Origin of the sequence: Sulfitobacter mediterraneus, assembly GCF_003054325.1 — a bacterium.
Taxonomy (GTDB): domain Bacteria; phylum Pseudomonadota; class Alphaproteobacteria; order Rhodobacterales; family Rhodobacteraceae; genus Sulfitobacter; species Sulfitobacter mediterraneus.
The window spans coordinates 123,561-146,997 of sequence record NZ_QBKU01000005.1; the positions used below are offsets into that span (position 1 = coordinate 123,561).

General features: G+C 60.5%; 18 protein-coding genes. 11 read left to right on the plus strand and 7 right to left on the minus strand.

What is annotated here, in order from left to right; translation table 11 throughout:
• Positions 1-10: 10 nt before the first annotated feature.
• The 5 genes from cobM to cobF are packed head-to-tail and all read left to right on the plus strand — an operon-like array spanning position 11 to position 3,906.
• Positions 11-796 carry a precorrin-4 C(11)-methyltransferase gene (gene cobM / locus C8N31_RS09835; protein WP_025049316.1) on the plus strand — a complete coding sequence of 262 codons (786 nt, stop codon included), beginning with the start codon at positions 11-13 and terminating at the stop codon, positions 794-796.
• On the plus strand, positions 793-2,118 hold the full coding sequence (locus C8N31_RS09840) for a cobyrinic acid a,c-diamide synthase CobB (protein WP_025049317.1): 1,326 nt from the start codon (positions 793-795) through the stop codon (positions 2,116-2,118). Before cobM ends, C8N31_RS09840 begins: the two co-directional genes overlap by 4 nt.
• Entirely contained in the window at positions 2,115-2,840 is a 726-nt protein-coding gene (cobA, locus tag C8N31_RS09845; RefSeq protein WP_025049318.1) for a uroporphyrinogen-III C-methyltransferase, read from the plus strand. The genes C8N31_RS09840 and cobA overlap by 4 nt, the downstream gene beginning before the upstream one ends.
• Positions 2,837-3,151: a DUF1636 family protein gene (locus C8N31_RS09850; RefSeq protein ID WP_025049319.1), complete on the plus strand. Its 315-nt coding sequence runs from the start codon at positions 2,837-2,839 to the stop codon at positions 3,149-3,151. Before cobA ends, C8N31_RS09850 begins: the two co-directional genes overlap by 4 nt.
• 8 nt (positions 3,152-3,159) lie before the next feature.
• On the plus strand, positions 3,160-3,906 hold the full coding sequence (gene cobF, locus C8N31_RS09855) for a precorrin-6A synthase (deacetylating) (protein WP_025049320.1): 747 nt from the start codon (positions 3,160-3,162) through the stop codon (positions 3,904-3,906).
• Between the two features lie 64 nt (positions 3,907-3,970).
• Here the strand turns inward: cobF and arfB are convergent, their stop codons facing one another.
• From arfB to C8N31_RS09885, 6 genes are all read right to left on the minus strand, one after another.
• The gene (gene arfB, locus C8N31_RS09860; protein ID WP_025049321.1) at positions 3,971-4,393 is read right to left on the minus strand and encodes an alternative ribosome rescue aminoacyl-tRNA hydrolase ArfB; all 423 of its coding nucleotides are present in this window, start codon (positions 4,391-4,393) and stop codon (positions 3,971-3,973) included.
• A 387-nt stretch (positions 4,394-4,780) separates the two neighbouring features.
• Positions 4,781-5,401, minus strand: coding sequence for a queuosine precursor transporter (locus tag C8N31_RS09865; RefSeq protein ID WP_025049322.1), 621 nt, complete (start codon positions 5,399-5,401; stop codon positions 4,781-4,783).
• 93 nt (positions 5,402-5,494) lie between these two features.
• Positions 5,495-6,385, minus strand: a complete 891-nt coding sequence (locus tag C8N31_RS09870; protein WP_025049323.1) for an esterase-like activity of phytase family protein — start codon at positions 6,383-6,385, stop codon at positions 5,495-5,497.
• Complete coding sequence (gene mepA, locus C8N31_RS09875; protein WP_025049324.1) at positions 6,361-7,287, minus strand: penicillin-insensitive murein endopeptidase; 927 nt, start codon at positions 7,285-7,287, stop codon at positions 6,361-6,363. Before mepA ends, C8N31_RS09870 begins: the two co-directional genes overlap by 25 nt.
• Complete coding sequence (locus C8N31_RS09880; RefSeq protein ID WP_025049325.1) at positions 7,284-8,657, minus strand: MFS transporter; 1,374 nt, start codon at positions 8,655-8,657, stop codon at positions 7,284-7,286. Before C8N31_RS09880 ends, mepA begins: the two co-directional genes overlap by 4 nt.
• Positions 8,658-8,737: 80 nt before the next feature.
• The gene (locus C8N31_RS09885) at positions 8,738-9,304 is read right to left on the minus strand and encodes an acyl-CoA thioesterase (RefSeq protein ID WP_025049326.1); all 567 of its coding nucleotides are present in this window, start codon (positions 9,302-9,304) and stop codon (positions 8,738-8,740) included.
• 125 nt (positions 9,305-9,429) lie between these two features.
• Here C8N31_RS09885 and C8N31_RS09890 point away from each other — a divergent pair, with 125 nt between their 5' ends.
• The 3 genes from C8N31_RS09890 to yaaA all read left to right on the plus strand — a co-directional run bounded on the left by C8N31_RS09890 (position 9,430) and on the right by yaaA (position 12,687).
• On the plus strand, positions 9,430-9,717 hold the full coding sequence (locus C8N31_RS09890; RefSeq protein WP_025049327.1) for a YggT family protein: 288 nt from the start codon (positions 9,430-9,432) through the stop codon (positions 9,715-9,717).
• 117 nt (positions 9,718-9,834) lie between these two features.
• A complete protein-coding gene (recQ, locus tag C8N31_RS09895) occupies positions 9,835-11,880 on the plus strand; it encodes a DNA helicase RecQ (protein ID WP_025049328.1) in 2,046 nt (681 codons plus the stop codon).
• Between the two features lie 27 nt (positions 11,881-11,907).
• On the plus strand, positions 11,908-12,687 hold the full coding sequence (gene yaaA, locus C8N31_RS09900) for a peroxide stress protein YaaA (protein WP_025049329.1): 780 nt from the start codon (positions 11,908-11,910) through the stop codon (positions 12,685-12,687).
• Here yaaA and C8N31_RS09905 read toward each other — a convergent pair.
• Positions 12,672-14,843 carry a response regulator gene (locus C8N31_RS09905; RefSeq protein ID WP_025049330.1) on the minus strand — a complete coding sequence of 724 codons (2,172 nt, stop codon included), beginning with the start codon at positions 14,841-14,843 and terminating at the stop codon, positions 12,672-12,674. The genes yaaA and C8N31_RS09905 overlap by 16 nt on opposite strands.
• A gap of 133 nt (positions 14,844-14,976) precedes the next feature.
• On the opposite strand from C8N31_RS09905, the gene C8N31_RS09910 reads away from it, so the two are divergent.
• Genes C8N31_RS09910 through C8N31_RS09920 form a run of 3 tightly spaced genes read left to right on the plus strand, consistent with a single transcriptional unit; the run spans position 14,977 to position 23,409 of the window.
• On the plus strand, positions 14,977-20,418 hold the full coding sequence (locus C8N31_RS09910) for an alpha-2-macroglobulin family protein (protein WP_025049331.1): 5,442 nt from the start codon (positions 14,977-14,979) through the stop codon (positions 20,416-20,418).
• Complete coding sequence (pbpC, locus tag C8N31_RS09915) at positions 20,415-22,439, plus strand: penicillin-binding protein 1C (RefSeq protein WP_025049332.1); 2,025 nt, start codon at positions 20,415-20,417, stop codon at positions 22,437-22,439. The genes C8N31_RS09910 and pbpC overlap by 4 nt, the downstream gene beginning before the upstream one ends.
• Positions 22,440-22,491: 52 nt before the next feature.
• The gene (locus C8N31_RS09920; RefSeq protein ID WP_025049333.1) at positions 22,492-23,409 is read left to right on the plus strand and encodes an AEC family transporter; all 918 of its coding nucleotides are present in this window, start codon (positions 22,492-22,494) and stop codon (positions 23,407-23,409) included.
• The last annotated feature ends 28 nt before the right edge of the window (positions 23,410-23,437 follow it).

The window sequence follows — 23,437 nt, forward strand, 5'->3', positions numbered from 1 at the left end:
ATCACTTCCCATGACCGTTCATTTCATTGGCGCAGGCCCCGGCGCGCCGGATCTTATCACCCTTCGCGGGCGCGACCTGATCGCGGCTTGCCCGGTCTGCCTTTATGCCGGATCACTGGTGCCGGAGGCGCTGCTGGGCCACTGCCCCGAGGGCGCAAAGATCGTGAACACCGCACGCATGTCGCTGGACGAGATCATGGCGGAAATCAGTGCTGCCCACGCAGAGGGGCATGACGTTGCACGGCTGCACTCGGGCGACCTTTCTGTCTGGTCCGCGATGGGAGAACAGCTGCGCCGTCTACGAGCCTTGGACATTCCTTATGACGTAACGCCGGGTGTCCCGTCATTTGCCGCCGCCGCTGCTGCGTTAAACGCCGAACTGACCTTGCCGGGTGTGGTCCAATCGGTTGTCCTGACCCGCACCTCTGGCCGCGCCACCGCGATGCCGGAAACCGAAGCCTTGGAAAACTTTGCCAAAACCGGCGCGACCTTGGCAATCCACCTGTCTGTGCATGTGCTGGACAAAGTCGTAGCAAACTTGACACCCCATTATGGCGCGGACTGCCCCGTCGCCGTGGTCTGGCGGGCCAGTTGGCCGGATCAGCGCATTGTCAAAGCCACCCTCGCCACCCTAAAAACCGCCATCGGCGCAGAGATGGAGCGCACCGCGCTCATCCTCGTCGGCCATGCCATCGGCGCAGAAGACTTTGGCGAAAGCCGCCTTTACGCGGGCGATTATGACCGCCGCTTTCGCCCTGTCGGCACCGACCCCCGCTTTCCGGAGACCGCAGAATGATCCCCCCCGGCCTGCTGATCTCCGCGCCGTCCTCCGGCACTGGCAAAACCACCTTGATGTTGGGCCTGCTGGCCGCATTGCGCGGGCAGGGCGTGAACGTGCAACCCTTCAAAAGCGGCCCCGATTATATTGATCCGGCGTTCCACACAGCCGCCTCTGGCCGCGCGTCCTTTAACCTCGACAGCTGGTCCATGGACCGCGCGATGATCGACGGTTTGGTCGGCAATGCGGATGGCGCGGATCTGATCCTTGCCGAAGGGTCGATGGGTCTGTTCGACGGCGTCGCAGTGCCCGGTGCCTGCGGCAACGGAGCCAGCGCGGATACCGCAGCCCTGATGGGATGGCCCGTTGTGCTGGTGCTTGACGTCTCGGGCGCTGCGCAATCCGTGGCCGCCACGGCGTTGGGCTTCAAACAGATGCGCCCGGATGTGACCCTTGCAGGTGTAGTGCTGAACCGCGTTGCATCCCCGCGTCACGAAACCTTGGTGCGGGTCGGCATGGATCAGGTGGGCGTGTGCGTTTTGGGGTCACTGCCGCGCCGCAAAGAGATCGAAATGCCAGAACGTCACCTTGGTCTGGTGCAAGCGGGCGAACAGGAAAACCTGCCCGAGCTTTTGGCAGAAGCAGCGGCTTTTGTCGCGGAACACGTCGATCTGGACGCCCTGCGTGTTGCGGCGGCGGGCACGTTGGATACAGCGCCGACACCCAAAAAGATCACCCCTCCCGGTCAACGGATCGCGCTGGCCCGCGACGATGCTTTTGCCTTTGTCTATCCACATCTGCTGGCGGGATGGCGTGCCGCCGGCGCCGAAGTGCTGCCATTCTCGCCGCTCGGCAATGAGGCACCGGACGGCAGTGCCGATGTTTGCTGGTTGCCCGGCGGCTATCCCGAATTGCATGCGGGCAAACTGGCGGCGGCCGAGACGTTCCGAACAGGTATCCAAGCCTTTGCCCAAACAAAACCCGTGCATGGCGAATGCGGTGGCTACATGGCCATGGGCGCGGGGCTGGTGGATAAAGAAGGCAACCGGCACCAGATGACCGGGCTTTTGGGCCTTGAGACCTCCTTTGAGAAACGCAAATTCCACCTCGGTTATCGCAAGGCCGATCTGAACGCCGCCATCCCCGGCCATAGCGCCCGAAGCCAGCTGCGCGGGCATGAGTTTCATTATGCGACCATCCTGAACGAACCCGATGCCCCTCTCGCCGCGATCACCGACAGCAACGATCTGGCGGTTCCGGAAACCGGCTCGGTCCGGCAGTTCGAGGGCGGCGGTGTGGCCACCGGTACATTCTTTCACATGATCGCGGAGGCCACATGACCGGCTTTGTCTCCTTTGTGTCTTCGGGCCCCGGTGATCCTGATCTGCTGACGGTCAAAGCGGTGGATCGGCTGCAAAAGGCCGAGGTGATCCTGTTTGACGACCTCAGCGCCGGACCGATCTTGGAACATGCGCAACCGGATGCAGATCTGATCGGCGTCGGCAAACGCGCCGGACGGGCCTCCCCCAAACAAGACCACGTGAGCCGCGTATTGGTAGATCACGCCGAAGCGGGCCTGCGGGTTGTGCGGCTCAAATCCGGCGACAGCGGCATGTTCGGTCGGCTCGAAGAAGAGATTACCGCACTACAGGCGGCGCGTATCCCGTTCGAGATCATCCCCGGCGTGACCTCTGCCTCTGCCGCCGCTGCAACAGCAGGCATTCCGCTCACCCGGCGGCTGAGTGCAAGGCGGGTACAGTTTATCACGGGCGCCGATGTCACGGGTGCCTTGCCTCCAGATGTGAACATGGCGGCACTGGCCGATCCGCTGGCTACGACCGTGATCTACATGGGCAAACGCACCTTTCCGGGCCTCGCCGCACGTCTGATCGAACACGGCCTGCCCGGCGACACCCCGGCGATGTTGGCCGAGGCTGTCTCAACCCCCGACGAAAAGCTGCACCGCTTTACCATCGCAACACTGGCCGAACATCTCGACAGCACCAGCAGCAGCACACCTGCGTTGATCTTCTACGGCCCGCTGGCGGAGCTGAACGGATGAGCGTGCCGGTGCAGCTTCTTGTTTGCCGGACCTGTAGCCCCGATGGCGGTTTTGTCGATGTGGCACGGCAGGCACTACCAGACCTTGAGGTGCGCGGCGTGGAGTGTATGTCTGGCTGCACCCGCGCCCAAACCGTCGCCTTTCGCAGCCCCGGAAAGGTGGCATACCTCTTTGGCATAATAACCGAGGCCAACTTCGAAGAATTGCGCACCTTCGCGCGGCTCTATGACGCCTCCGAGGACGGCACATTTGACGATGCCCGCGTGCTTGGCGATCTGCGCACCCGCGCCATCGCGCGCATTCCGGGATAATCCAAAGCATGAAACTCACCCTCATCGGTATCGGCACCGGCAATCCCGAACACCTGACCTTGCAAGCCATCCGGGCCATCAATGCCCAAGATCTGATCCTGATCCCGCACAAAGGCGAAGGTAAGGCCGACCTCGCAGAACTGCGCCGCGCAATCTGCGATGAGGTGCTGACCAACCCGCAGACCCAAATCACCGGTTTTGACCTGCCTGTGCGGGATGAGGCGACAGCGGATTACCGGCAACGGGTGGATGAATGGCACGATGCCATTGCGCAGTGTTGGCAACAGGCGATCGCGGCGCATCCCAAGGCGGAAAAGGTCGCGCTTTTGGTTTGGGGCGATCCGTCACTTTACGACAGCACCCTTCGCATCGCTTCGCGCTTGTCTCCGGTACCGCAAATCGAAGTGATCGCGGGCATCACCTCTCTGCAAGCCTTGACCGCCGCTCACGCTATCCCCGTCAACGAGATCGGCGCGCCCTTCGTGATCACAACCGGCCGCCGCCTGCGCGACGAAGGCTGGCCCCAAGGCATAGACACATTGGCGATCATGCTGGACGGCACCTGCGCGTTCCAGTCTTTGCCGCCCGAAGGTGTTCACATCTGGTGGGGCGGCTATGTTGGCATGAAAGAGCAGATCCTCTGCGCCGGACCACTGGCCGAAGTGTCAGACCAAATCGTCAAAATGCGGGCCGCTGCCCGCGCCGAACACGGCTGGATCATGGACATCTACATCCTGCGCAAGGCGGCTGTGTAAGCGCCGTACCCTGCTTCATTTGGCAAGAAAAACTCAAGTGCGCCCTCTCGGCCTGACAATTTGATCAGCTGTTGGGATCGACCTTGCCGCGCAGTGATTTGACTTCGCCGCGCACCTTCTTGGCTTTCAACCGGCGCTTCTTGGACCCCAATGTTGGCCGCGTTGCGATGCGCCGTTTTGGGGCAACCAGAGCTTTGCGGATCAGCTCGGCCAGCCGTTCGCGGGCAATGTCGCGGTTGCGGGCCTGACTGCGGGTTTCGTCACATTGCAGGATCAAAGCACCCTCATTGGTCCAGCGCCGCCCGGCGAGCCGTCGCAACCGGGTTTTCACCGGACCGGTTAGGGAGGGCGATGTCTCGGCTTCGAACCGCAATTCAACAGCCGTCGCAACCTTGTTCACATTCTGCCCGCCCGGCCCTGAGGCGCGGACAAAGTTTTCGGTAACTTCCCAATCTTGCAATGCGATATCGTCTGTGATGCGTAACATGTGCCTATAGTCGCATCCGGCAACGCCAAGGTGAAGGGGCGCAAACGAAATGGGCCGCCCCTGTTGCGGAGCGGCCCAATCGAATGGTTTACGGAGGTGGGTCGGTTAGACGCCTGTCCACCAGGGTTGTTTCAACCGCCAAGGGCTGCCTTAGCGGGTTACCTCCCAAGCTGTTCCGACACCTCTCTCCAATACCTTTCTTGACACTGGATCACCTCCTTTACATTTGTTGAACTCACCTGAATCGTTGCACAGGTTATTCAAAACGCAAAGTGTTTTTTTCGGCGGTGATGTCGAAATGCGCGGCTGCGCCGCATTTGATTCTTTTTGGGAATGAGGGGCGTGGCCCCTCAAACTCCCCGAGTTTTTTTGGCCAAATGAAGAGGGTCAGGTGGCGCGTGTCAGCCTTGCTGTGATCATTCGGAACGGGATCAGGGCAATCAGGGCGAGGCTAAGTTTTACGGCCCAATCGGCCACGGCCAGTGAGACCCAAAGCGGGGCAATGGGGCCGCTGCCCAGCAGGGGCAGAGTTTCGGCCGCCCAGCTAACATCCGTGGCGGGATGGATGAAGGAGAGGCCGCCGGAGAAGGCGATGGAGAAGAACAGGACCGTATCAACCGTGCTGCCGACCAGGGTGCTGGCCAGTGGTGCACGCCACCATGTGCCGCCGCGCAGGGCGGCAAAGATTGCCACGTCCAGAAGTTGGGCCACGAGAAAGGCGATGCCCGATGCCACGGCGATGCGCAGTGTGACCAGCGGGCCAAATTCGCCCATGATCTGTGTGCCGATCAGGGAGCAGATCAGCCCAACCACAAAGCCGACAAGCACGACGCGCCGGGCCGCAGATGCGCCATAGACGCGGTTCATTACATCGGTGACGAGGAAGGCCAGCGGATAGGTGAACGCCCCCCAGGTGAGCCAGTCACCATAGAGAAACTGAACAAGGATATTGGAGGCCACGACGATGATGGCCATGGCAAGGATGCCCGGAAGATATGTGCGTGTCATGTGTAAAACCGTTTTTTGCAAGGGTGCGGCGACTTGGCCTGCGGGGATTCGCAGACAGGGCGGGCTTTACGGTGTTGTGGGCGGCCCTGCAAGTTATTCCGTCAGGGCATATTCGATGATCTGGGTGTGTTGGATCGACAGAAAGTTGTCGTCTGACACCAGTAAAAGGCGGATTGCGCCTGCCGGATCGCGCCAGACACTGATCGCTTCGAGATTGTCAAAACGGGCCGGTCCGGTGCTGAGCAGGGTTTTGGGCCGCAGGGGTGTTTGTGACAGATCAAAGCGGCGGATGCGGCTGCGAAAGCCAAGCGGAGTGGCCGCGCGTTCAAGCAGGTAAAACAGACCGTCCGGGCCAATATCCGCGCCGACGGGCAAGAAAGGACCATGACGCGGGATGTGGTGGGTTATGCTCCATACACCTTCCTTGAAGCGAAAAACCGGAAAGGGCCGGTCCACTTTGCCTGAGCGTTCGGGGATGGCGTAAAGCGCCCCGTCCGGTCCGGCGGCGAGGGCTTCGATCCCGGAATTGGGCTGGAACGCGGCGAAGTCTTTGGCACGGGGCAGGGTGGCGATTTGGCCGGTGTTTACATCCAGATGCGCCACATGGTGATCATGTTCTGCGGACAGGTAAAAAGTGCCATCGCCGGTGCGCGCGAGCCCTTCGGCATCGTGATCGCCGGGGGTGTCTGTGCCATTCCACAAGATGTGATGGCTTTGCAGAGAAAACCGGTCAATCGCGCCGTCTGGCCTGCGGGCGACCTGTGCGGTGACAAGCGTTCCACGGTCGCTGATCAAGGTGATCGTCTGCCCGTCTTCAGACACTTCGGCACCTGAAAATCCGCCAAACCATGGTGCGTCTTCGGCCCAGTTGAGCTTGGACAACAGGTGCAATTTTGGCTCTGTATGCGCTGTGGTCGCGGCACAGGTCAGGCATAGCGCAATCAAGCAGAGGCGCAGGATCAGTTGCCCAGAACCGTTACGCATTGGGCAGGCAGATCAGCCAAGAGCAATTCGCGGCGCGGTTTGCGTTTCGGCGGGTTCGGGTCCGGCGGTGGCGGGTTGAGGATGTTGCGTTGCCATTGCCGTGCATCTGCACAACCATCACCGGCTGGCGGTGCCTTTTGATTGACGCAACCGCGCAGTCCTTTGGGGCAATTTAGCCGGACGTGGAAGTGGTAGTGATGGCCGTACCATGGGCGAATCTTGCGCAGATAGCTGCGGTCGCCTTTCTCATCGGCGCACATTTGCACCTTGGCGCCCGGGAAGACAAAGATGCGGGCCGTGCGCGGGTCTTTTGCGGCGGCCTTTAGGATATTGTGATGGGCGCGGGTCCAGTTTTCATTCACATATGCGCCTCTGGCCCGGCGGGTGGAAATCGACGAGATGTTTTCGCGTTGCTTGGCCGTCAGAGACAGAGATTGCGGCGGCAGCATCCAGATATCGGCATCCAGACCAACCTGATGACTGCGGTGCCCGGTGAGCATCGGACCGCCACGCGGCTGGCTGAGATCACCGACATAGAGACCCTTCCATCCCGGTTGAGTGGCGGCAAAGGCGGACAGTTTCTTGACCATATCTACCGTTTCAGGATGCGCCCAATTGCGGTTGCGTGACAAACGCATGGCCTGCCAGGTCGGGCCGGTTTCGGGCAGTTGTTCGGCCCCGGCAAGACACCCCTTGGCATAGCTGCCGTGGGCAGCAGGGCTCTGGTTGGAGGCAAAGCTTTTGGCGCCGAACAGCTTTTTCGCCTGCACATTGCTTTGGGCGCCGCCGGAAGAACCGACCGTTGGCAGCACTTCACGTTCGCCGCTGATGTCTCGCGACCCGCCGCAAGAGGCGAGCAGCAGGGCAAGGGCCGCACAGGGCAGGAAACGAGACAGGATCATTTTGAGAAATCTCCTTGTGGTTTGACCCATGCTAACAAAATCAACCCTATGATGAACAGCCCCACAACTGGGGTAATGCCCAAACGCTGGCTGCCGGTCACGTCACTGGCGATGGCGATCAGAGCAGGCGCGAGGAATGACGTGGCTTTGCCGGACAGGGCATAAAGGCCAAAGGCCTCTGTCATCCGTTCGGGGTTGCCTTGGCGCGTCAACATGTTGCGAGAGGAGGCTTGCAACGCCCCGCCCGCCGCGCCGATCAATGCACCGGCCACGTAAAACAGGATGTCCGGCAGTGCCGACCCTTCGGCGAGGGTAATCCCCATCGCCGATGTCGGGGTCAGTGAAATGATCAGGCAAGCGGTCAAAATCAGGATAATGCAGCAGGTGACAATGACAGGCATCGGCCCCACGGCCCGGTCCACACGGCCACCAATCCAGCAGAACACCGCGCCGGAAATCGCAGCCAGAATGCCAAAGACACCAATTTCAATGATCGACCAGTTCAGCACACCCAACGCGTAAATGCCGCCAAATGTGTACATGCCGTTCAGCGCATCACGGTAAAACATGGATGAACCGAGATAGGCCAGCAGCGAGGGGTGGCGGGGCAAGTTGGCGAGGGTGTGCCCCAGATCACGCAGTCCTTTGCCAAGCTTGTAGCGGTCTGACTGCGGGGTCAGGGTGTCACGGATATATAGGAAAAACGGGATCATAAAGACGGCAAACCAAATCGCAGTCAGCGGTCCAACGATGCGCGTGTCTGCTTTGGTTTCCGGGTCGAGCCCGAAGAGCGGCGAAATGCCCAGCATCGTTTTGCCGCTGTCGCCCGCCTGAAACAGCATCAACATCGCAACCAAGGCGACAACACCGCCGACATAGCCAAAGGCCCAGCCGGACCCGGAAATGCGGCCCAGTTCGGCGCTGTCATCGTGCAGCTCGGGCAGGTAGGAGTTGGTAAAAATTGTCGCAAACTCCATCCCGATCAGGCCAATTCCAAAAAAGAACAACGCCCAGATCACCGAGAAATCCTGCGGTGCGGTCCACCATGTGCCCGCAGCCCCGACGACATAGAGGATTGAAAACAGCCAGATCCACGGCAGTTTACGCCCCGAGCTGTCGGCCACGGCGCCCAAAATCGGGGCAAGCACGGCGATCAGGATACCGGTCATGGTCAACCCATAACCCCAATAGGCCTGTGACTGCGCCTTGGCCGCGTCGAGAGTCATGCCACCTTCGACCAGGGCGGCGGTGGCCGTCTGCGCAAAATAGGGGCCGAAAATGAAGGTCAACATCAGCGTGTTGTAGGGCTGGCTGGCCCAGTCAAAGAAATACCAACCCCAGATCCGCTTGCGCGCGCTTATGTTTGCCATTGTCCCACCCCGTTTGTTCTAAACCAAAAGTAGTACAGGCAATGGAAGGCCGCGCAAGCAAAGGTTTTGTGGCAATTGGGTCAGGAACCGCTTGACGGTGGTGCAATCGCCGTTTGCATGGGTGGCCAGGGACGTTGGGCGTCTGATGCGCACCATGCGGCAACCCAATCGGGCATCGGCGGGGAGATTACGGTCTGTCCCAAAGCGGCCAAGACACGGTCCGGTGTCACCAGCCCGTTCTTGTCAGTCACCGCAGAGCGGAACAACACATGGCTGGCACATTCGCCGTTTTTCTTCCACATGCTTTGCTCAAGGTAGATAAACTTGTCATCCCAACACAGGGTGCGGCTGCGCATTTCGAATCGTTCAAATCCGTGAATGCGACGGCGGAAACGGGTGCTGACCCCGGCCATGGTCATACCCCAGCGTTCGCGGCGCAGAATGCGGATCAATCCGCCCCGTTGCGCCATGCCCATGCGCCCCAGATCATACAGCGACATCGCCCGGCCATTGTTCAGCTCAAGCCAGAAATCCAGATCATGCGGCCAGCAGATGTGATGGCTGACATGGGTTTCGGTCAATGATTTGAAAGGCGGCTGACGGCTGGCCAGCCAGGTGTCTTTGATCATGCGAACAAATGGAAACATCGGTCTCTCCTTTGCCGCGATAACCGCCACTACTTGACGTGCGCGTCAACCATGAACCTAGCGGCACCCTTGCGGTTTTTGGCCGCGGCGCTTAACTGAAAGGCACGTCTTTGAAAGGGCCCTAGATGACATCGCTGTTCCAAATTCTGATGCTGTTGCTCGACATCCTGTATTTCATCGTGATTGCCCATGTGATCATGTCCTGGCTGATCAATTTTCAGGTGCTGAACCTGCGCCAGCAACTGGTGGCGCAGATCTGGTACGGGCTAAACCGCCTGCTTGATCCGGTTTATAGCCGTGTCAGGGCGATCATTCCGCAGATGGGCGGTCTTGATCTGGCGCCTTTGGTTGTCCTGATCGGTGTCGCCATCGCGCGGATCGTGCTGATGAACAACGCGGCGCTGTTCTACTGATCTGATCCCTGCCTACCCTCTCGCACGAATTGATCGACCATTCGTGCGCGGGGACTTGTTCACCCATTGTTAGTGTGGGAGTCTGCATAAAAAGAGCAGACAGTTTTAAGGACTCCCATGACAGGCGCTGCCACGCTGCTTCGTGATGTATTTGGCTTTGACGCCTTCCGCCCCGGCCAACAAGAGATTGTCGAGGCGGTGACGGATGGCGAAAATGTGCTTGCCATTATGCCAACAGGTGGCGGCAAATCCCTTTGCTTTCAATTGCCTGCGATGATGCGCGATGGGGTGACGGTGGTTATCTCGCCCCTCATCGCCTTGATGCGCGATCAGGTCCGATCCTTGCAAGAGGCCGGGGTGGGTGCAGGGGCGCTGACCTCTGGCAACACCCCCGAAGAAACCGATGCCGTGTGGGAAGGCTTGGAGGCTGGTACGCTCAAGCTGCTTTATATGGCACCGGAACGTTTGGCGGCCGGATCGGTCACAGGAATGCTCAAACGTGTGGGCGTCAGCCTGATTGCGGTTGATGAGGCCCATTGCGTCAGCCAATGGGGCCATGATTTCCGGCCTGACTACCTACGCATTGGCGAATTGCGCCGTGCATTGGATGTGCCTCTGGCCGCATTCACCGCGACGGCCGACATCGAAACCCGCGCCGAGATTGTGCAAAAGCTGTTCGATGGCACCCCGCCCAAAAGCTTCCTGCATGGGTTCGACCGGCCCAACATCCATCTGGCCTTTGCCGCCAAAAACAAACCACGCGATCAGATCCTGACGTTCGCCGCTGCGCGAAAGGGGCAATCCGGCATCGTCTATTGCGGCACCCGCGCCAAGACCGAAGGCATCGCCAAGGCGCTGCGGGACGCAGGCCAAAAGGCGATCCACTATCATGGCGGAATGGAAGCCGAAGACCGCCGCATCGCGGAACGTCAGTTTCAACAAGAAGACGGGTTGATCGTCTGTGCCACCGTGGCCTTTGGCATGGGTGTCGACAAACCTGACATCCGCTGGGTGGCCCATGCGGACCTGCCCAAAAGCATTGAGGCCTATTATCAGGAAATTGGCCGTGCCGGGCGCGATGGTGCGCCTGCCGAAACATTGACCCTGTTTGGCCCTGACGACATCCGGTTGCGCCGGTCACAAATTGACGAAGGCCTCGCCCCGCCAGAGCGCCGCGCGGCGGATCATGGCCGGTTGAATGCATTGCTGGGGCTGGCGGAGGCCTTGGAATGCCGCCGGAAAACTCTGCTCAGCTATTTTGACGAAACCGATGTGACCTGTGGGCGCTGTGATCTGTGCGACAGCCCCGCCGAGGTGTTTGATGGCACTACCGCTGTGCGCAAGGCATTGTCGGCGATCCTGCGCACCGAGGAATGGTTTGGTGCGGGCCATCTGATCGACATTCTGCTGGGAGTGGAAACCGACAAGGTCAAGGCGCGGGGCCATGCCAGTCTGCCGACCTTTGGTGTGGGCGGTGAATATGACCGGCGCCAATGGCAGGCGGTGTTTCGGCAGATGATGGGGCATGATCTGATCCGCCCTGATCCCGAACGCCACGGCGCTTTGCGCATGACTGATGCCGCGCTGCCAATTCTGCGCGACGAGGCCAAGATAAACCTGCGCCGTGACACCATCAAAGCGGCGGGCGCGACCCGCAGGCCCGCGGTCAAGGCGATGGTCAGCGAAGAAGACGCGCCGCTGCTCTCCGCGCTCAAGGCCAAGCGCCGGGCGCTGGCCGAGGCGGCGAAGGTGCCCGCCTATATCATCTTTACCGACCGCACATTGATCGAAATGGCCGAAACCCGCCCCCGTGATCTGGATGGCATGGCACGGGTTGGCGGTGTGGGCGCAAAAAAGTTGGAGACCTACGGCGCGGCCTTTCTCGAAGTGATCAACGGCGAGGCCGAGCAAATGCACCCGACCCGCCGCAAACTGGCCGGACGCGAGGCGGGCAATGTCTATGATCAACTGTTGCAGGTGCAGGCCGATCTGGCGCGCGGCATGGCGGGCACCGATAAACCGCTAAGCTGTTCTGCCTCGTTGCTGGCCAAGGTGGCACAGCTGCGCAACGCGGATGAGACCGCGCTTGAGCGGCTGCTGGGCGAACGCCGCGCCGATCGTTTTGGCCCGGCGTTTCTGGACGTCCTGCGGGACGCGAGCTAGATCAGTCAAACCGAAGGGGAGAGAGTTATGTTGGTGGTGATTTCTCCGGCCAAAAGGCTGGATTGGGCTGAGCGGGATGTGACAACCACGCAACCGGATTTTCAGGATGATGCCGTGCGGCTGGCCAAAACCGCCCGCAACCTGACCTTGGGCAAGCTGAAAGGCCTTATGGACCTTAGCGATGATCTGGCCCGTCTTAACCGCGACCGATTTAACGCTTTTGAGACAGACCCCTCCGATCAGACAACCCGTCCCGCGTCGCTGGCATTTGCTGGTGATACATATCAAGGGTTGGAGGCGGCCAGTCTGGACGCCGATGAAATGGCATGGGCGCAGGAGCACCTGCGCATTCTGTCGGGCCTTTATGGTGTGCTGCGGCCCTTGGATGCGATCCAACCTTACCGTCTGGAAATGGGCAGTCGGCTCAAAACCCGGCGGGGTGCGAACCTTTATGACTATTGGCGTGACGGGCTGTCAAAGGCGCTGAATGCGCAGGCGGAACAGGTAGGAACGGATGTGCTGGTCAATTGTGCCAGTCAGGAATATTTTGGCGCAGTGGCCCCAAAGGCCCTGAAACTGCGGGTGATCACACCGCAATTCATGGAAGACAAAGGTGACGGCAAAGGCCCCAAGATCGTCAGCTTTTTTGCCAAAAAGGCTCGCGGTGCGATGGCGCGGTTTATTGTGCAGAACCGGTTGACCGATGCTGATGCAATCCGGGATTTTGATATCGGCGGCTATGCCTGGCAAGAGGCCGCATCGACGCCCGACAAACCGGTGTTCGTGCGGCCCTATCCCTCATCCTGAGATAGGTGAAGCGGGGCAAAATCTGCCGTCCAGGCCGCTTCGATCTGTGCAACAATTTCGGGTTTTCGCAGGGGCTTGGTCAGGTAGTGATCCATGCCAGCCTCAATCAAAAGCTTGTCATCCCCGGCCATCGCATGGGCGGTCATAGAGATGATCGGCACGCGTTTGCCGCTTTGAGATTCCAATCGCCGGATCGCGGCGGTGGCCTCTTTTCCGTCCATCTTGGGCATGGAAATATCCATAAAAATCAAATCCGGCACGGAGGTCCGAAACAAGGCGACGGCATCCTCGCCGTTGCCCGCAAAGGTCAGGTCGATGTTCAGATCCTTGATCATCTTGCGAAAGACCAACTGGTTGGTCTTGTTATCCTCAGCCGCTAGAATGCGCATCACACGCGGTACATCAGAACCGTTCGGCAACGCGCCCTCAGGTTTAGGGTGCAGTTTGGCCAAATGGGCAAGCAACGCCTCGCGGGGCAGAGGTTTTGGCAAAACCCCCTGCACCAGAATTGCCGCCGGATCGCCCTGCGCATTAACGGGGTGATCACTGCAAAGCAGGATCGGCACGCTATGCCCCTGTTCGCGCAACGCCTCGGACAATTCAAACCCGTCCATTTGCGGCATGTTATGGTCGGTGATCAGTAGATCAATCTCTGGGCCAAAACCGGCCAAAGCGTCCCTGCCGCTGATACAGGCGGTGACCTGCAAGCCCAGCTGCGTCAATTGCCGTTCTAGAATGCTGCGATGGATTTCGGTGTCATCCACAATCATCACGTGGCGCAGACCTTCGGGGCGGGCAAACCCGGCAGCCATCGAGGCGGCCTGCGGGATCATTGGCAGCTTCACGCCAAAGCATGCACCGTGCCCTTCTTCGGAGGTGACCCAGATCTGCCCGCCCATCATCTCGACCAGCCGCTGGGAAATCGCCAAGCCAAGCCCAGTTCCGTCAAACTGACGGTTGCGTTCGTTTTCGACCTGATTGAACTCTCCAAAAATGTGATCGACCATGTCGGCGGGAATGCCAATGCCGGTGTCCTCGATGCTTATATGTACCTGCGCGGTCTTGGCGTCCTCATCGACAACGCCGGTCACCCGAACCAGAATGTGCCCCTCTGCGGTGAATTTGACCGCATTGCCAATGAGATTGGTCAGCACCTGCCGAATACGCCCCGGATCACCGATCAATTGGCTTGGCAAAAACAGATCGTAATCCAGCGCCGTCCGCAGACCTTTGTCCCGCACAGAGGGTTGCAACAGCATCAGAACCTCTTGGATCGCACGTTCCAAATCAAAGGTTTCCGGATGCAGATCCAGCTTTTTCGCTTCGATCTTGGAATAGTCCAGCACGTCATTGATAATCACCAACAGCGCCTCGCCAGAGTTTTTGATCGTCTCGACATAAAGCTGTTGTTCGCCGTCCAGTTCGGTGTCGGCCAGCACCTCTGCCATGCCAACCACACCGTTCATAGGCGTTCGGATTTCGTGGCTCATATTGGCCAGAAACGCTGATTTGGCGCGGTTCGCGCTTTCGGCGATGGCGCGGGCCTCTTTCAGCTTTTTCTCATAGGCAACCGTGGCCGTAATATCGAGACCAAGCGAGACCATATCGCCCCCCGGTCCGCGCTGATCATGCAATTTGATCGACGCCCCGTTCCACAGTTTGATGATCACCGGATCGGGGTCGGCGGAGTGCAAGCGTTCCGTCATCATCTTGCGCCAGTCGCGGGCGGGCATATCGCCCGTGTTCACAATGCCCTCATCAGTGAGAACCTGCAAAATGGTGATGTAGTTGACCCCCGGTTTGACCACCTCTAGCCCGTCAAACACGTTCAGATAGGCGCGATTGGCCATGATCATTTCATTGTCGCCATTAAAGAAGGCAAAGCCGTCCTTGATCGTCTCAATGGAATACCACAGCCGCCGTTCGGTGATCGCAATGCGTTGATTGGCGGCACTCAGGTCCGATTTGACACGTTGGTTTTCGCCTCGGATGCTTTCGACCTCGGCGCGGGTTTCGACGATTTCTTCGCTGAGCTGTTGGGCGTGGCGGCCCAGTTTGCGATTGGCGGCAAACAGCTCGGCCTTCTTCAGCTCAAGCATCCGCTCAGCCGCGAGCCTGCTGCGCCGCTCTTCGGTCAGTTTGCTGGCAAGGCTCATCCGCCGCTCCGCCGTGTTTCCGTGTTCGCGCGCAGACTGCGCAATCAGGGTGAACATCCGCTTAAGGTGCGTGCCAGACTTGTCTGATTTCATGGCCCGTGGCACCCTTGCGGTATTTCAAAGGGAGATTGTGATGCCGCGTTTGCGCCTGTTGAAGAGTTTGATTGTTTGCATTGCGGCTTTCGCCGCTCCCGCTTGGGGGCAGGATGCATTGCCTGATCATCGCTACCTTTTCACACGGGACGTGGATTTTTACGGTGCGGATCTAACCAATCAGTTTGATACCACGCAGGCGGCTTGCGAACGGGCGTGCAGCGCTCAAGACGCCTGTGTCGCCTTTACATTCAACACCCGCTCCAACGCTTGTTTTCCAAAATCTGCCCTGTCTGACCGGCACCCTTATGTGGGGGCCGTGTCTGCCCGCAAAGTGGTGACTGACCCGGCAATTTTGGCCACGCAACAGGCGCGTACAGATGCGCTTGATTTCCTGCGGCAAAACGATTTTGGCAACGCTCGCCTACAGGTTCTGGAAAACGCCCGGCGGTTTAGCTTTTCGGATGAAACCGCAGATGGCCTGATCGGCGCGATGACGCTGGCAAAGCAAGGCGGCAATATCCGTTCGGCGCTGTTGTGGGCAAGCCAGGCGGCGGCTTTGACGGACCGGGGTGACATTTGGGTACAGTTTGCGGAGCTGTCGTTGAAACAGGCAGACGCTGCCCAAGACAGCGGCAAGAAACGCCAGTTTCGCCGCGACGCGCTGAAGGGTGCGGTAAATGCCTATTTGCGCGCGCAAACCCCCGCCATTCAAGTGAACGCGCTTGAGGTCATGTCCCGCGCCTTGGAAGTCAGCCGCCGCGGCCGTGATATGATCCCGGCGTTGCGGCTTGCACTCACGATCGCGCCGCGGGACGATCTTGAATTGGCCCTTGATGATGCCATCGGAAAATACGGGTTTCGCGTGGTTGAACACCGCGTTGACAACAACGCCGCCGCGCCGCGCATTTGCGCGGAGTTCTCGGAAAAGCTGGTGCAGATCGGTGTCGATTACGAGCCATTTGTACGGATCGAAGGGCGCGGTTTGGCGGTGCAAGCGGACGGGAACCAACTTTGCATTGACGGCGTGGAACATGGTGCGCGATACGACGTGACCCTGCGCGAAGGCCTGCCCGCCGCCAGCGGCGAAGCTTTGCACCGCGATCTGCGGTTGCGGCTTTATGTTCGTGATCGCGCCCCGCATGTCAGGTTTGGCGGGCGTGCCTATGTGTTGCCGCGATCCGAACAGGCGGGCATTCCGGTTGAAACGGTCAACCTCGATACATTGGACCTCAAGCTGCGCCGTGTCAGTGACCGCAATCTGGTGCGGGCGATCCGCGAAAGCTATTTCGGGCGACCGCTCAGCAAATACGAAGATGATCAGTTTTCGCAAACCTTGGCGCAGGATATCTGGCAGGGCAGTGGCACGGTCCAGAACACTCTAAACGTGGACATGACGACCCGTCTGCCGCTGGGTGATGTGCTGGGCCAACAGCCCGCCGGGATCTACACGCTGAGTGCCTCTGTGCCGGGGCAGGATCCCTATGACAATCCCGCCGCGACCCAATGGTTTGTACTGTCCGATCTTGGCATTTCCACAATGTCAGGTGTCGATGGCATGCATGTAACTGTGCGCCGTTTGGCCGATGCGCAGCCTCTTGCCGGCATTGAGTTGAGCCTGATTTCCCGTGCCAATGCGGTGCTTGGCAAAGCCACCACAGATGCAGATGGATTTGCGCAATTTCCTGCCGGACTCAGCCGCGGCGATGGCGGGTCCGCCCCCGCGCTGTTGATGGCAGAAGACGGGGCGCTGGATGTTGCATTCCTGCCGTTGACCGACCCCGCCTTTGATCTGTCCGACCGGGGCGTGGAGGGGCATCCGCCCGCGCCGCCCATTGATGTGTTCATGACCACAGATCGCGGTGCCTACCGCGTTGGCGAGACGATCTATGCCACCGTCCTGACCCGCGATGCTCAGGCGCAGGCGATTGATGGCCTTCCAGTAACCGCAATCCTCAAACGCCCCGACGGCGTGGAATACAGCCGCAGCCTCAGCAGCGATGCGAAGGCGGGCGGTCATGTCATTGCATTGCCCTTAGGGGCGGATGTGCCGCGCGGCGCTTGGCGGATTGACGTACTGACCGACACAACAGCGCCAGCATTGGCCAGCCAGACCGTTCTGGTCGAGGATTTTCTGCCAGAGCGGATTGACTTTGACCTGTCCCTGCCGAACGCCCCACTACGCCTGACGTCAGCGCCGCCGCTCACAGTTCAAGTGGATTATCTCTTTGGTGCGCCGGGTGCCAATCTGTCCGTTGAAGGGGACGTGCGCCTGCGGGCCAAACGCGAGATTGACGGCTATCCGGGTTATCGTTTTGGCCGCCATGATGCTGTCTTCCGGACCCAGACGCGGTTCATTGGCAACGCAGTCACCGATGCGGAAGGCAAGGCGGTTTTGCCGCTGACCTTGCCTAAGCTGGAACAAGATCCGGGCCTGCCGATGGAGGTCGAGATGATCCTAAGGGTCGCCGAAGGATCAGGCCGCCCGGCGGAACGCCGCCTGACCAAAGCGGTGGGCAGCGACATGCCGATGATCGGCATCAAGCCGTTGTTTGAGGATGTGCTGGCCGAAGGCAGCGATGCGGCGTTTGACCTGATCGCCCTGGACCCGCAGGGGCAGACCATGCCGATGCAGGTGCGTTGGACCCTGAACAAGGTTGAAACCCGTTACCAATGGTATCAGCTTTACGGCAATTGGGAGTGGGAGCCGACAACCCGCCGCACCCGCGCCGCCACCGGTGAGATCGCGCTGGGCGCGGAACCTGTGTCGGTATCCGCGCCAACTGAATGGGGCGAATATGAGCTGGTCGTGGAACGGATCGGCAATGACTACGCCGCCGCCTCGGTTGCGTTCTATTCCGGCTGGTATGGCGGTGATGGATCGACCGATACGCCAGACCGGCTTGAGATGTCGCTTGATGCCGAAAGCTATGCTGTTGGCGATCCGGTGCGCCTGCGCGTTGCCGCGAAATCTGCCGGTGTTGCGCTTGTCTCGGTTCTGTCCAACCGTGTGATTGAACGCAACGCAGTGACCGTGGATGCTGGCGAAAACATGATCCCGCTTACTGTCACCGATGAGTGGGGCAGTGGCGCTTACGTCACTGTGTCTTTGCTGCGGGGAATGGATGAAGCCGCCAGCCTGAACCCTGCCCGCGGTCTGGGCCTTGCCCACGCCGCCGTGCGCCCCGGCAAGCGGGCATTGTCCGTCAGTTTGAACGCGCCGGATGTTGTGGATGGGCAGGCAGGCACCCTGCGCGCCGCCGTTCATGTCGAGGGCGTGCAACCGGGCGAAACCGCCTATGTGACGCTGGCGGCGGTAGACGTGGGCATATTGAACCTCACTGGGTTCAAAGCCCCGGACCCAAACGATCATTATTTTGGCCAGCGCCGTTTGGGCGTCGAGATGCGCGATATCTATGGCCGTTTGATTGATGGGATGAACGGGGCGCTTGGCACGGTCAGGTCCGGCGGGGATGCCGCCGCAAGCGCACAGGTGCAATCGCCGCCCCCGACCGAAGAGCTGATGGCGTTTTTCACCGGTCCGGTCGCAGTGGGCCCCGATGGCCGCGCCGAGGTCGAGATCATTCGCCCTGCCTTTAACGGCACAATCAAGCTGATGGCGGTGGCATGGTCCGCCAGCGGGGTTGGGAATGCCTCTGCTGATGTGATTGCCCGCGATCCGGTTGTGGTCACGGCCTCTTTGCCACGGTTCCTTGCCCCCGGTGATCAAAGTCGGATGTTGCTGGAATTGGTCCATGCCGAAGGGGCCTCCGGCCAGATGTCATTGCAAGCCTTTGCCGATGCGGGTGTGGCATTGGGTGATTTGCCAGAAGATGTAACCTTGCCCGAAAAAGGCAATTTGCGGATCAACGTGCCGGTCACAGGGCGCGAGATTGGCGATCACTTGATCACTGTGTCCCTCACCACGCCAGATGGCAAAGAGCTGCGCAAAGTGCTGACTTTGCCGGTGCGCATCAACGATCCAGAGGTGGCCGTCACGCGACAATTTTCGTTGGGCCAAGGTGAAACCTTCACCTTTGATGGCAATGTCTTTGCGGGCCTGCGCCCCGGCACCGCGTCGGCCACGCTGACGGCTGGCCCCTTGGCGCGGTTTGATGTGCCCGGCCTCTTGCGCCAGCTTGACCGCTATCCATACGGCTGCACCGAACAGGTCACTTCAAGCGCGATGCCGCTGCTTTACCTCAGTTCGGTTGCGCAATCGGCAGGCCTGGGAGAGCCCGCGCGGATCGAAGGCAAGATTGGCAAAGCCATTGAACGTGTGTTGAACCGGCAGGCCAGCAACGGTGCTTTTGGACTGTGGCGGGCGCAGTCCGGTGATTTCTGGCTGGATGCCTATGTCACCGATTTCCTGTCGCGGGCGCGGCGCGAAGGGCATGCGGTGCCGGATCTGGCGTTCTCGCTGGCAATGGACAACCTGCGCAACCGGATCAACTACGCCCCCGATTTTGATGCGGGCGGCGAAGATGTGGCATACGCTCTGTTGGTGCTGGCCCGCGAAGGTGCGGCGCAAATGGGTGACCTGCGCTATTATGCGGACACCAAAGCGGACGATTTTGGCACCCCGCTGGCTGCGGCGCAGTTGGGCGCGGCGTTGGCGGCCTATGGTGATCCGGTGCGAGCCGACATGATGTTCCGCAAGGCGGGATTGCTGTTGTTGCGGGATCGTGACCAACGCCAAGGGTGGCGCGATGACTATGGCACCAACCTGCGCGACACTGCAGCGGTCCTGAAACTCAGCGCCGAGGCGGGAAGTGCCGCGATTGATCCGGCCACATTGATCAGCTGGACCCGGCGGGAGACAGGCAGGCTTTCGACACAAGAAGCCGCTCAAGTTGTCTTGGCGGCCCATGCCCTGACCGGCCCGCAGGCCGTACCGAGGTTGGAGGTAGATGGCGCGGCGGTCAACGGTCCGTTGGTCAAACGGTTGACCGACCGTGCGCCCGCGACATCCCTGATCCGGAACCTTAGCGATGTGCCAATGGATGTGACCCTGACTGCCTTTGGCGTGCCAGAGGTTGCGCCAGAAGCGGGCGGTTATGGCTACAGTGTGACCCGCCGCTATTTCACCATGGAGGGCAACTTGATCGACGGGGCCATGCAGACCGGGGACCGCATGGTCGTCGTGATCGAAGTGACACCCTTTGAAGACATCGGCGCGCGGCTGATCGTCGATGATCCACTGCCCGCCGGGCTTGAGATCGACAACCCCAACCTGCTGCGCAGTGGTGAGATCGGCGCGTTAAGCTGGCTCAACACCAAGCCCGCCGAAAACGCCGAGTTCCGCAGTGACCGGTTCATTGCGGCGGTGAACCACCGCAAGGCAGAGCCGTTTCAACTGGCCTATATCGTCCGGGCCATAACGCCGGGGCAGTACCACCATCCGGCGGCCTTGGTCGAAGACATGTACCGCCCCGAATACCGCGCCACGACTGCCAGCGGCACATTGACCGTCCTGCCATGATCCGCCGCTTTGGCCTTTTTGCCCTAGTCGGGCTTTTGGGCCTTGGCGCGGGGCTGCGTGACGGTTTTGACCGCTGGGTTGATGAAACGGTCGTGCCACCGGTGTTGGTGGAAACCTCTACCGAAGTCCGGGATCAGCACGGTGCGTTGATGCGGGTGTTTCCGGTCGAAGATGGCCGGGTACGGCTGGCAGTGACACTTGATCAGGTTGATCCTGGGTTCATCGCCATGTTGCTTGCCTATGAGGACAAGCGTTTCTATCGGCACAGCGGTGTAGACCCCTTGGCGATATTGCGGGCGGCAGGCCAAGCGATATGGCAAGGCGAAATCGTTTCTGGCGGATCGACCCTGACAATGCAGGTGGCGCGGTTGTTGGAAAATTCCGGCACCGGGCGTTGGCATGGCAAACTGCGGCAAATCCGGCTGGCATTGGCGCTGGAACGGCAGTTGGACAAGGATCAAATCCTGTCGCTTTATCTGTTACATGCGCCTTATGGCGGCGCTGTTGAAGGGGTGCGCGCGGGATCGCTGGCATGGTTTGGCAAAGAACCCGCGCGATTGACCACGGCAGAAGCTGCGCTGTTGGTGGCCTTGCCGCAAGCCCCCGAGGTGCGGCGCCCCGACCGCCATCCGGCACGCGCCGATGCGGCCCGCGCCCGTGTCCTGTACCGCACCAAAGCCGCCGCGCAAGACCACCTGCCAGAACTGCCAGATCGCATGGTGCCTTTCGTTCGCCGGGCGCCGCATCTGACAGATCGGATCGCGGCGGAAGATCCCTTGCGGCACCGTTTTGATCTGACGCTGGATGCGCAGCTGCAGGCGCAACTGGAAGCATTAGCCGCCCATGCCGTGCGCGGCCAGCCGCGCGGCGTGTCTGCTGCGATGCTGGTGGCAGATCATCGGACGGGGGCGATACTGGCCTCTGTCGGATCGCCGCAATACGCCGCGATTGGCGGCACCGCGGGGTTTGTCGATATGACCCGCGCAGTCAGATCGCCGGGATCGACGCTCAAACCCTTTGTCTATGGGCTGGCCTTTGATCAGGGGTTGGCGCACCCCGATACGTTGATCAACGATGCGCCCGTGGCCTTTGGCCGTTACGCGCCGCAGAATTTCGACGGCCAGTTCCGCGGTGAGTTGACAGTGCGCGAAGCGCTGCAATTGTCTCTGAACATCCCGCCTGTCCTGCTGACCCAAGAGCTGGGCGCGGCGCGGTTGATGGCGGGCCTAAGGGCCGGCGGCGCGGTGCCGCGCTTGTCTGGCAAACCGGGATTGGCCGTGGCGCTGGGCGGTGTGGGTCTCACGCTGGCCGATCTGGTACAACTTTACGGAGCTTTGCCACAGGGCGGGCAGGCCGCACCACTTTATGTGATGCAAGGCGGCGCGCAGCAACCGCGCAACCCGATGATGAGCCGCGCCGCCGCATGGCAGGTCTCGCATATCCTTGCCAGCATCGCGCCGCCCAGTGGCACTGCCGCCCGTGCCGGGCAGATCGCCTATAAAACCGGAACGTCCTATGGGCACAGGGATGCTTGGGCGATTGGTTTTGACGGATCACATGTGATTGGCGTCTGGCTGGGGCGTCCGGATGGCACACCGGTGCCGGGGGCTTTTGGCGGTGATCTGGCCGCGCCAATCCTGTTTGAGTCCTTCGGTCGTCTGAAGTTCGCCCCCGATCCTTTGCCCGCGCCGCCCCCCGAAACCCTGATCGTCAGCACCGCAGCCTTGCCTGCGCCGCTGCAACGATTCCGCCCGCGCGATGCGGTGTTCGCCGGGGGTGCAAACCGCCCGGTGGTGACCTTTCCGCCGGACGGCGCGGTGCTGCGGCGCGGCCTTGATGGTGTGTCCCTGAAGCTGAGGGCCGGGGTGCTGCCCCTGACGGTGTTGGTGGACGGCGCACCGATGGTCACCGGATTGCAGCGCCGCGATGTGGTGCTGCCGCTGACATCACCGGGGTTTTCGCGCATTTCGGTGATTGATGCCAAGGGCCGGGCCGCGCAGGTGCAGATCAGGCTGGACTGACCTCGGCGCAGCTGTCACCAGTGGCACGATAGTCCAATTCAAGAGCCCCCGCATGTCCCTCGCCCTGTCTGTTCTGCCGCTGATCCTGATCATCGCTCTGGGATATCTATTGGCCAAAAGCGAGGTGCTGCCCAAGGCGGATTGGAAGGGCATAGAAACACTGAGTTTTCGGGTGTTGATCCCTGCGGTTTTGATCCTGACCTTGTCTCGCACAGATTTGTCTTTCGCGCTTTATGGCGGTGTCATGCAGGGGTTTCTGCTCACATGGGCGGTGATCGCTATTCTGGCGTTGATGCTGCGCCTGTTGCCGCGGGCGCGGCTTGCCAACCCCGGTTTCACCACGATCTTTCAGGCGGGCACCCGCTGGAACGCTTTTGTTGCCCTCGCCGCAGCAGAGCAATTTTTGGGCGCTTCCGGGCTTGGTGTGATCGCCATCGCGATTGCGTTGTTGATCCCGACGATCAATGTGACCTGCATCATCGTCCTGACGGCGTTTGGCCCGCAATCAGCCAGCGCAGGACAGGTGATCAAGACCGTCGCAAAAAACCCGCTGGTCCAGGCCTGCGCGGCCGGGTTGGTGATCTATTTCAGCGGTATCACCTTGCCAATTCCGGTGATCGAAGCCCTCGATATGGTGGGCAGAGGCGCCTTGGCCGTCGGGTTGCTCGCCGTCGGAGCAGGCGTCAGTTTGCGGCGCTTAGGGCGCTGGGATTGGCGGTTGGGCACAGCCGTTTTGTTGCGGCCCTTGCTGGCCCCCGCCGTGTTCGCAGCCATCGCGGCGACGCTGGGCTTGAGCCCAGAACAGACCTTGGCTGGTGTTCTGGTCTTTGCCGCACCTGCCGCATCGAATGGATACATCGTGGCCAAGCAGATGGGCGGGGATGCCGACCTTTATGCGGATGTGCTGACGTGGCAAACTGTCCTGTCTTTGGCGGTGTTGCCGCTTTGGGCGGGCTATCTTCTGGGCTGAGTTTTGCCCATGCTGCGCCAAGACGGAT

Coding starts and splice junctions, on each gene's coding strand:
- cobM (WP_025049316.1), top strand. CDS start 11: ATGACCGTTCATTTCATTGGCGCAGGCCCCGGCGCGCCGGATCTTATC.
- C8N31_RS09840 (WP_025049317.1), top strand. CDS start 793: ATGATCCCCCCCGGCCTGCTGATCTCCGCGCCGTCCTCCGGCACTGGC.
- cobA (WP_025049318.1), top strand. CDS start 2,115: ATGACCGGCTTTGTCTCCTTTGTGTCTTCGGGCCCCGGTGATCCTGAT.
- C8N31_RS09850 (WP_025049319.1), top strand. CDS start 2,837: ATGAGCGTGCCGGTGCAGCTTCTTGTTTGCCGGACCTGTAGCCCCGAT.
- cobF (WP_025049320.1), top strand. CDS start 3,160: ATGAAACTCACCCTCATCGGTATCGGCACCGGCAATCCCGAACACCTG.
- arfB (WP_025049321.1), bottom strand. CDS start 4,393: ATGTTACGCATCACAGACGATATCGCATTGCAAGATTGGGAAGTTACC.
- C8N31_RS09865 (WP_025049322.1), bottom strand. CDS start 5,401: ATGACACGCACATATCTTCCGGGCATCCTTGCCATGGCCATCATCGTC.
- C8N31_RS09870 (WP_025049323.1), bottom strand. CDS start 6,385: ATGCGTAACGGTTCTGGGCAACTGATCCTGCGCCTCTGCTTGATTGCG.
- mepA (WP_025049324.1), bottom strand. CDS start 7,287: ATGATCCTGTCTCGTTTCCTGCCCTGTGCGGCCCTTGCCCTGCTGCTC.
- C8N31_RS09880 (WP_025049325.1), bottom strand. CDS start 8,657: ATGGCAAACATAAGCGCGCGCAAGCGGATCTGGGGTTGGTATTTCTTT.
- C8N31_RS09885 (WP_025049326.1), bottom strand. CDS start 9,304: ATGTTTCCATTTGTTCGCATGATCAAAGACACCTGGCTGGCCAGCCGT.
- C8N31_RS09890 (WP_025049327.1), top strand. CDS start 9,430: ATGACATCGCTGTTCCAAATTCTGATGCTGTTGCTCGACATCCTGTAT.
- recQ (WP_025049328.1), top strand. CDS start 9,835: ATGACAGGCGCTGCCACGCTGCTTCGTGATGTATTTGGCTTTGACGCC.
- yaaA (WP_025049329.1), top strand. CDS start 11,908: ATGTTGGTGGTGATTTCTCCGGCCAAAAGGCTGGATTGGGCTGAGCGG.
- C8N31_RS09905 (WP_025049330.1), bottom strand. CDS start 14,843: ATGAGCCTTGCCAGCAAACTGACCGAAGAGCGGCGCAGCAGGCTCGCG.
- C8N31_RS09910 (WP_025049331.1), top strand. CDS start 14,977: ATGCCGCGTTTGCGCCTGTTGAAGAGTTTGATTGTTTGCATTGCGGCT.
- pbpC (WP_025049332.1), top strand. CDS start 20,415: ATGATCCGCCGCTTTGGCCTTTTTGCCCTAGTCGGGCTTTTGGGCCTT.
- C8N31_RS09920 (WP_025049333.1), top strand. CDS start 22,492: ATGTCCCTCGCCCTGTCTGTTCTGCCGCTGATCCTGATCATCGCTCTG.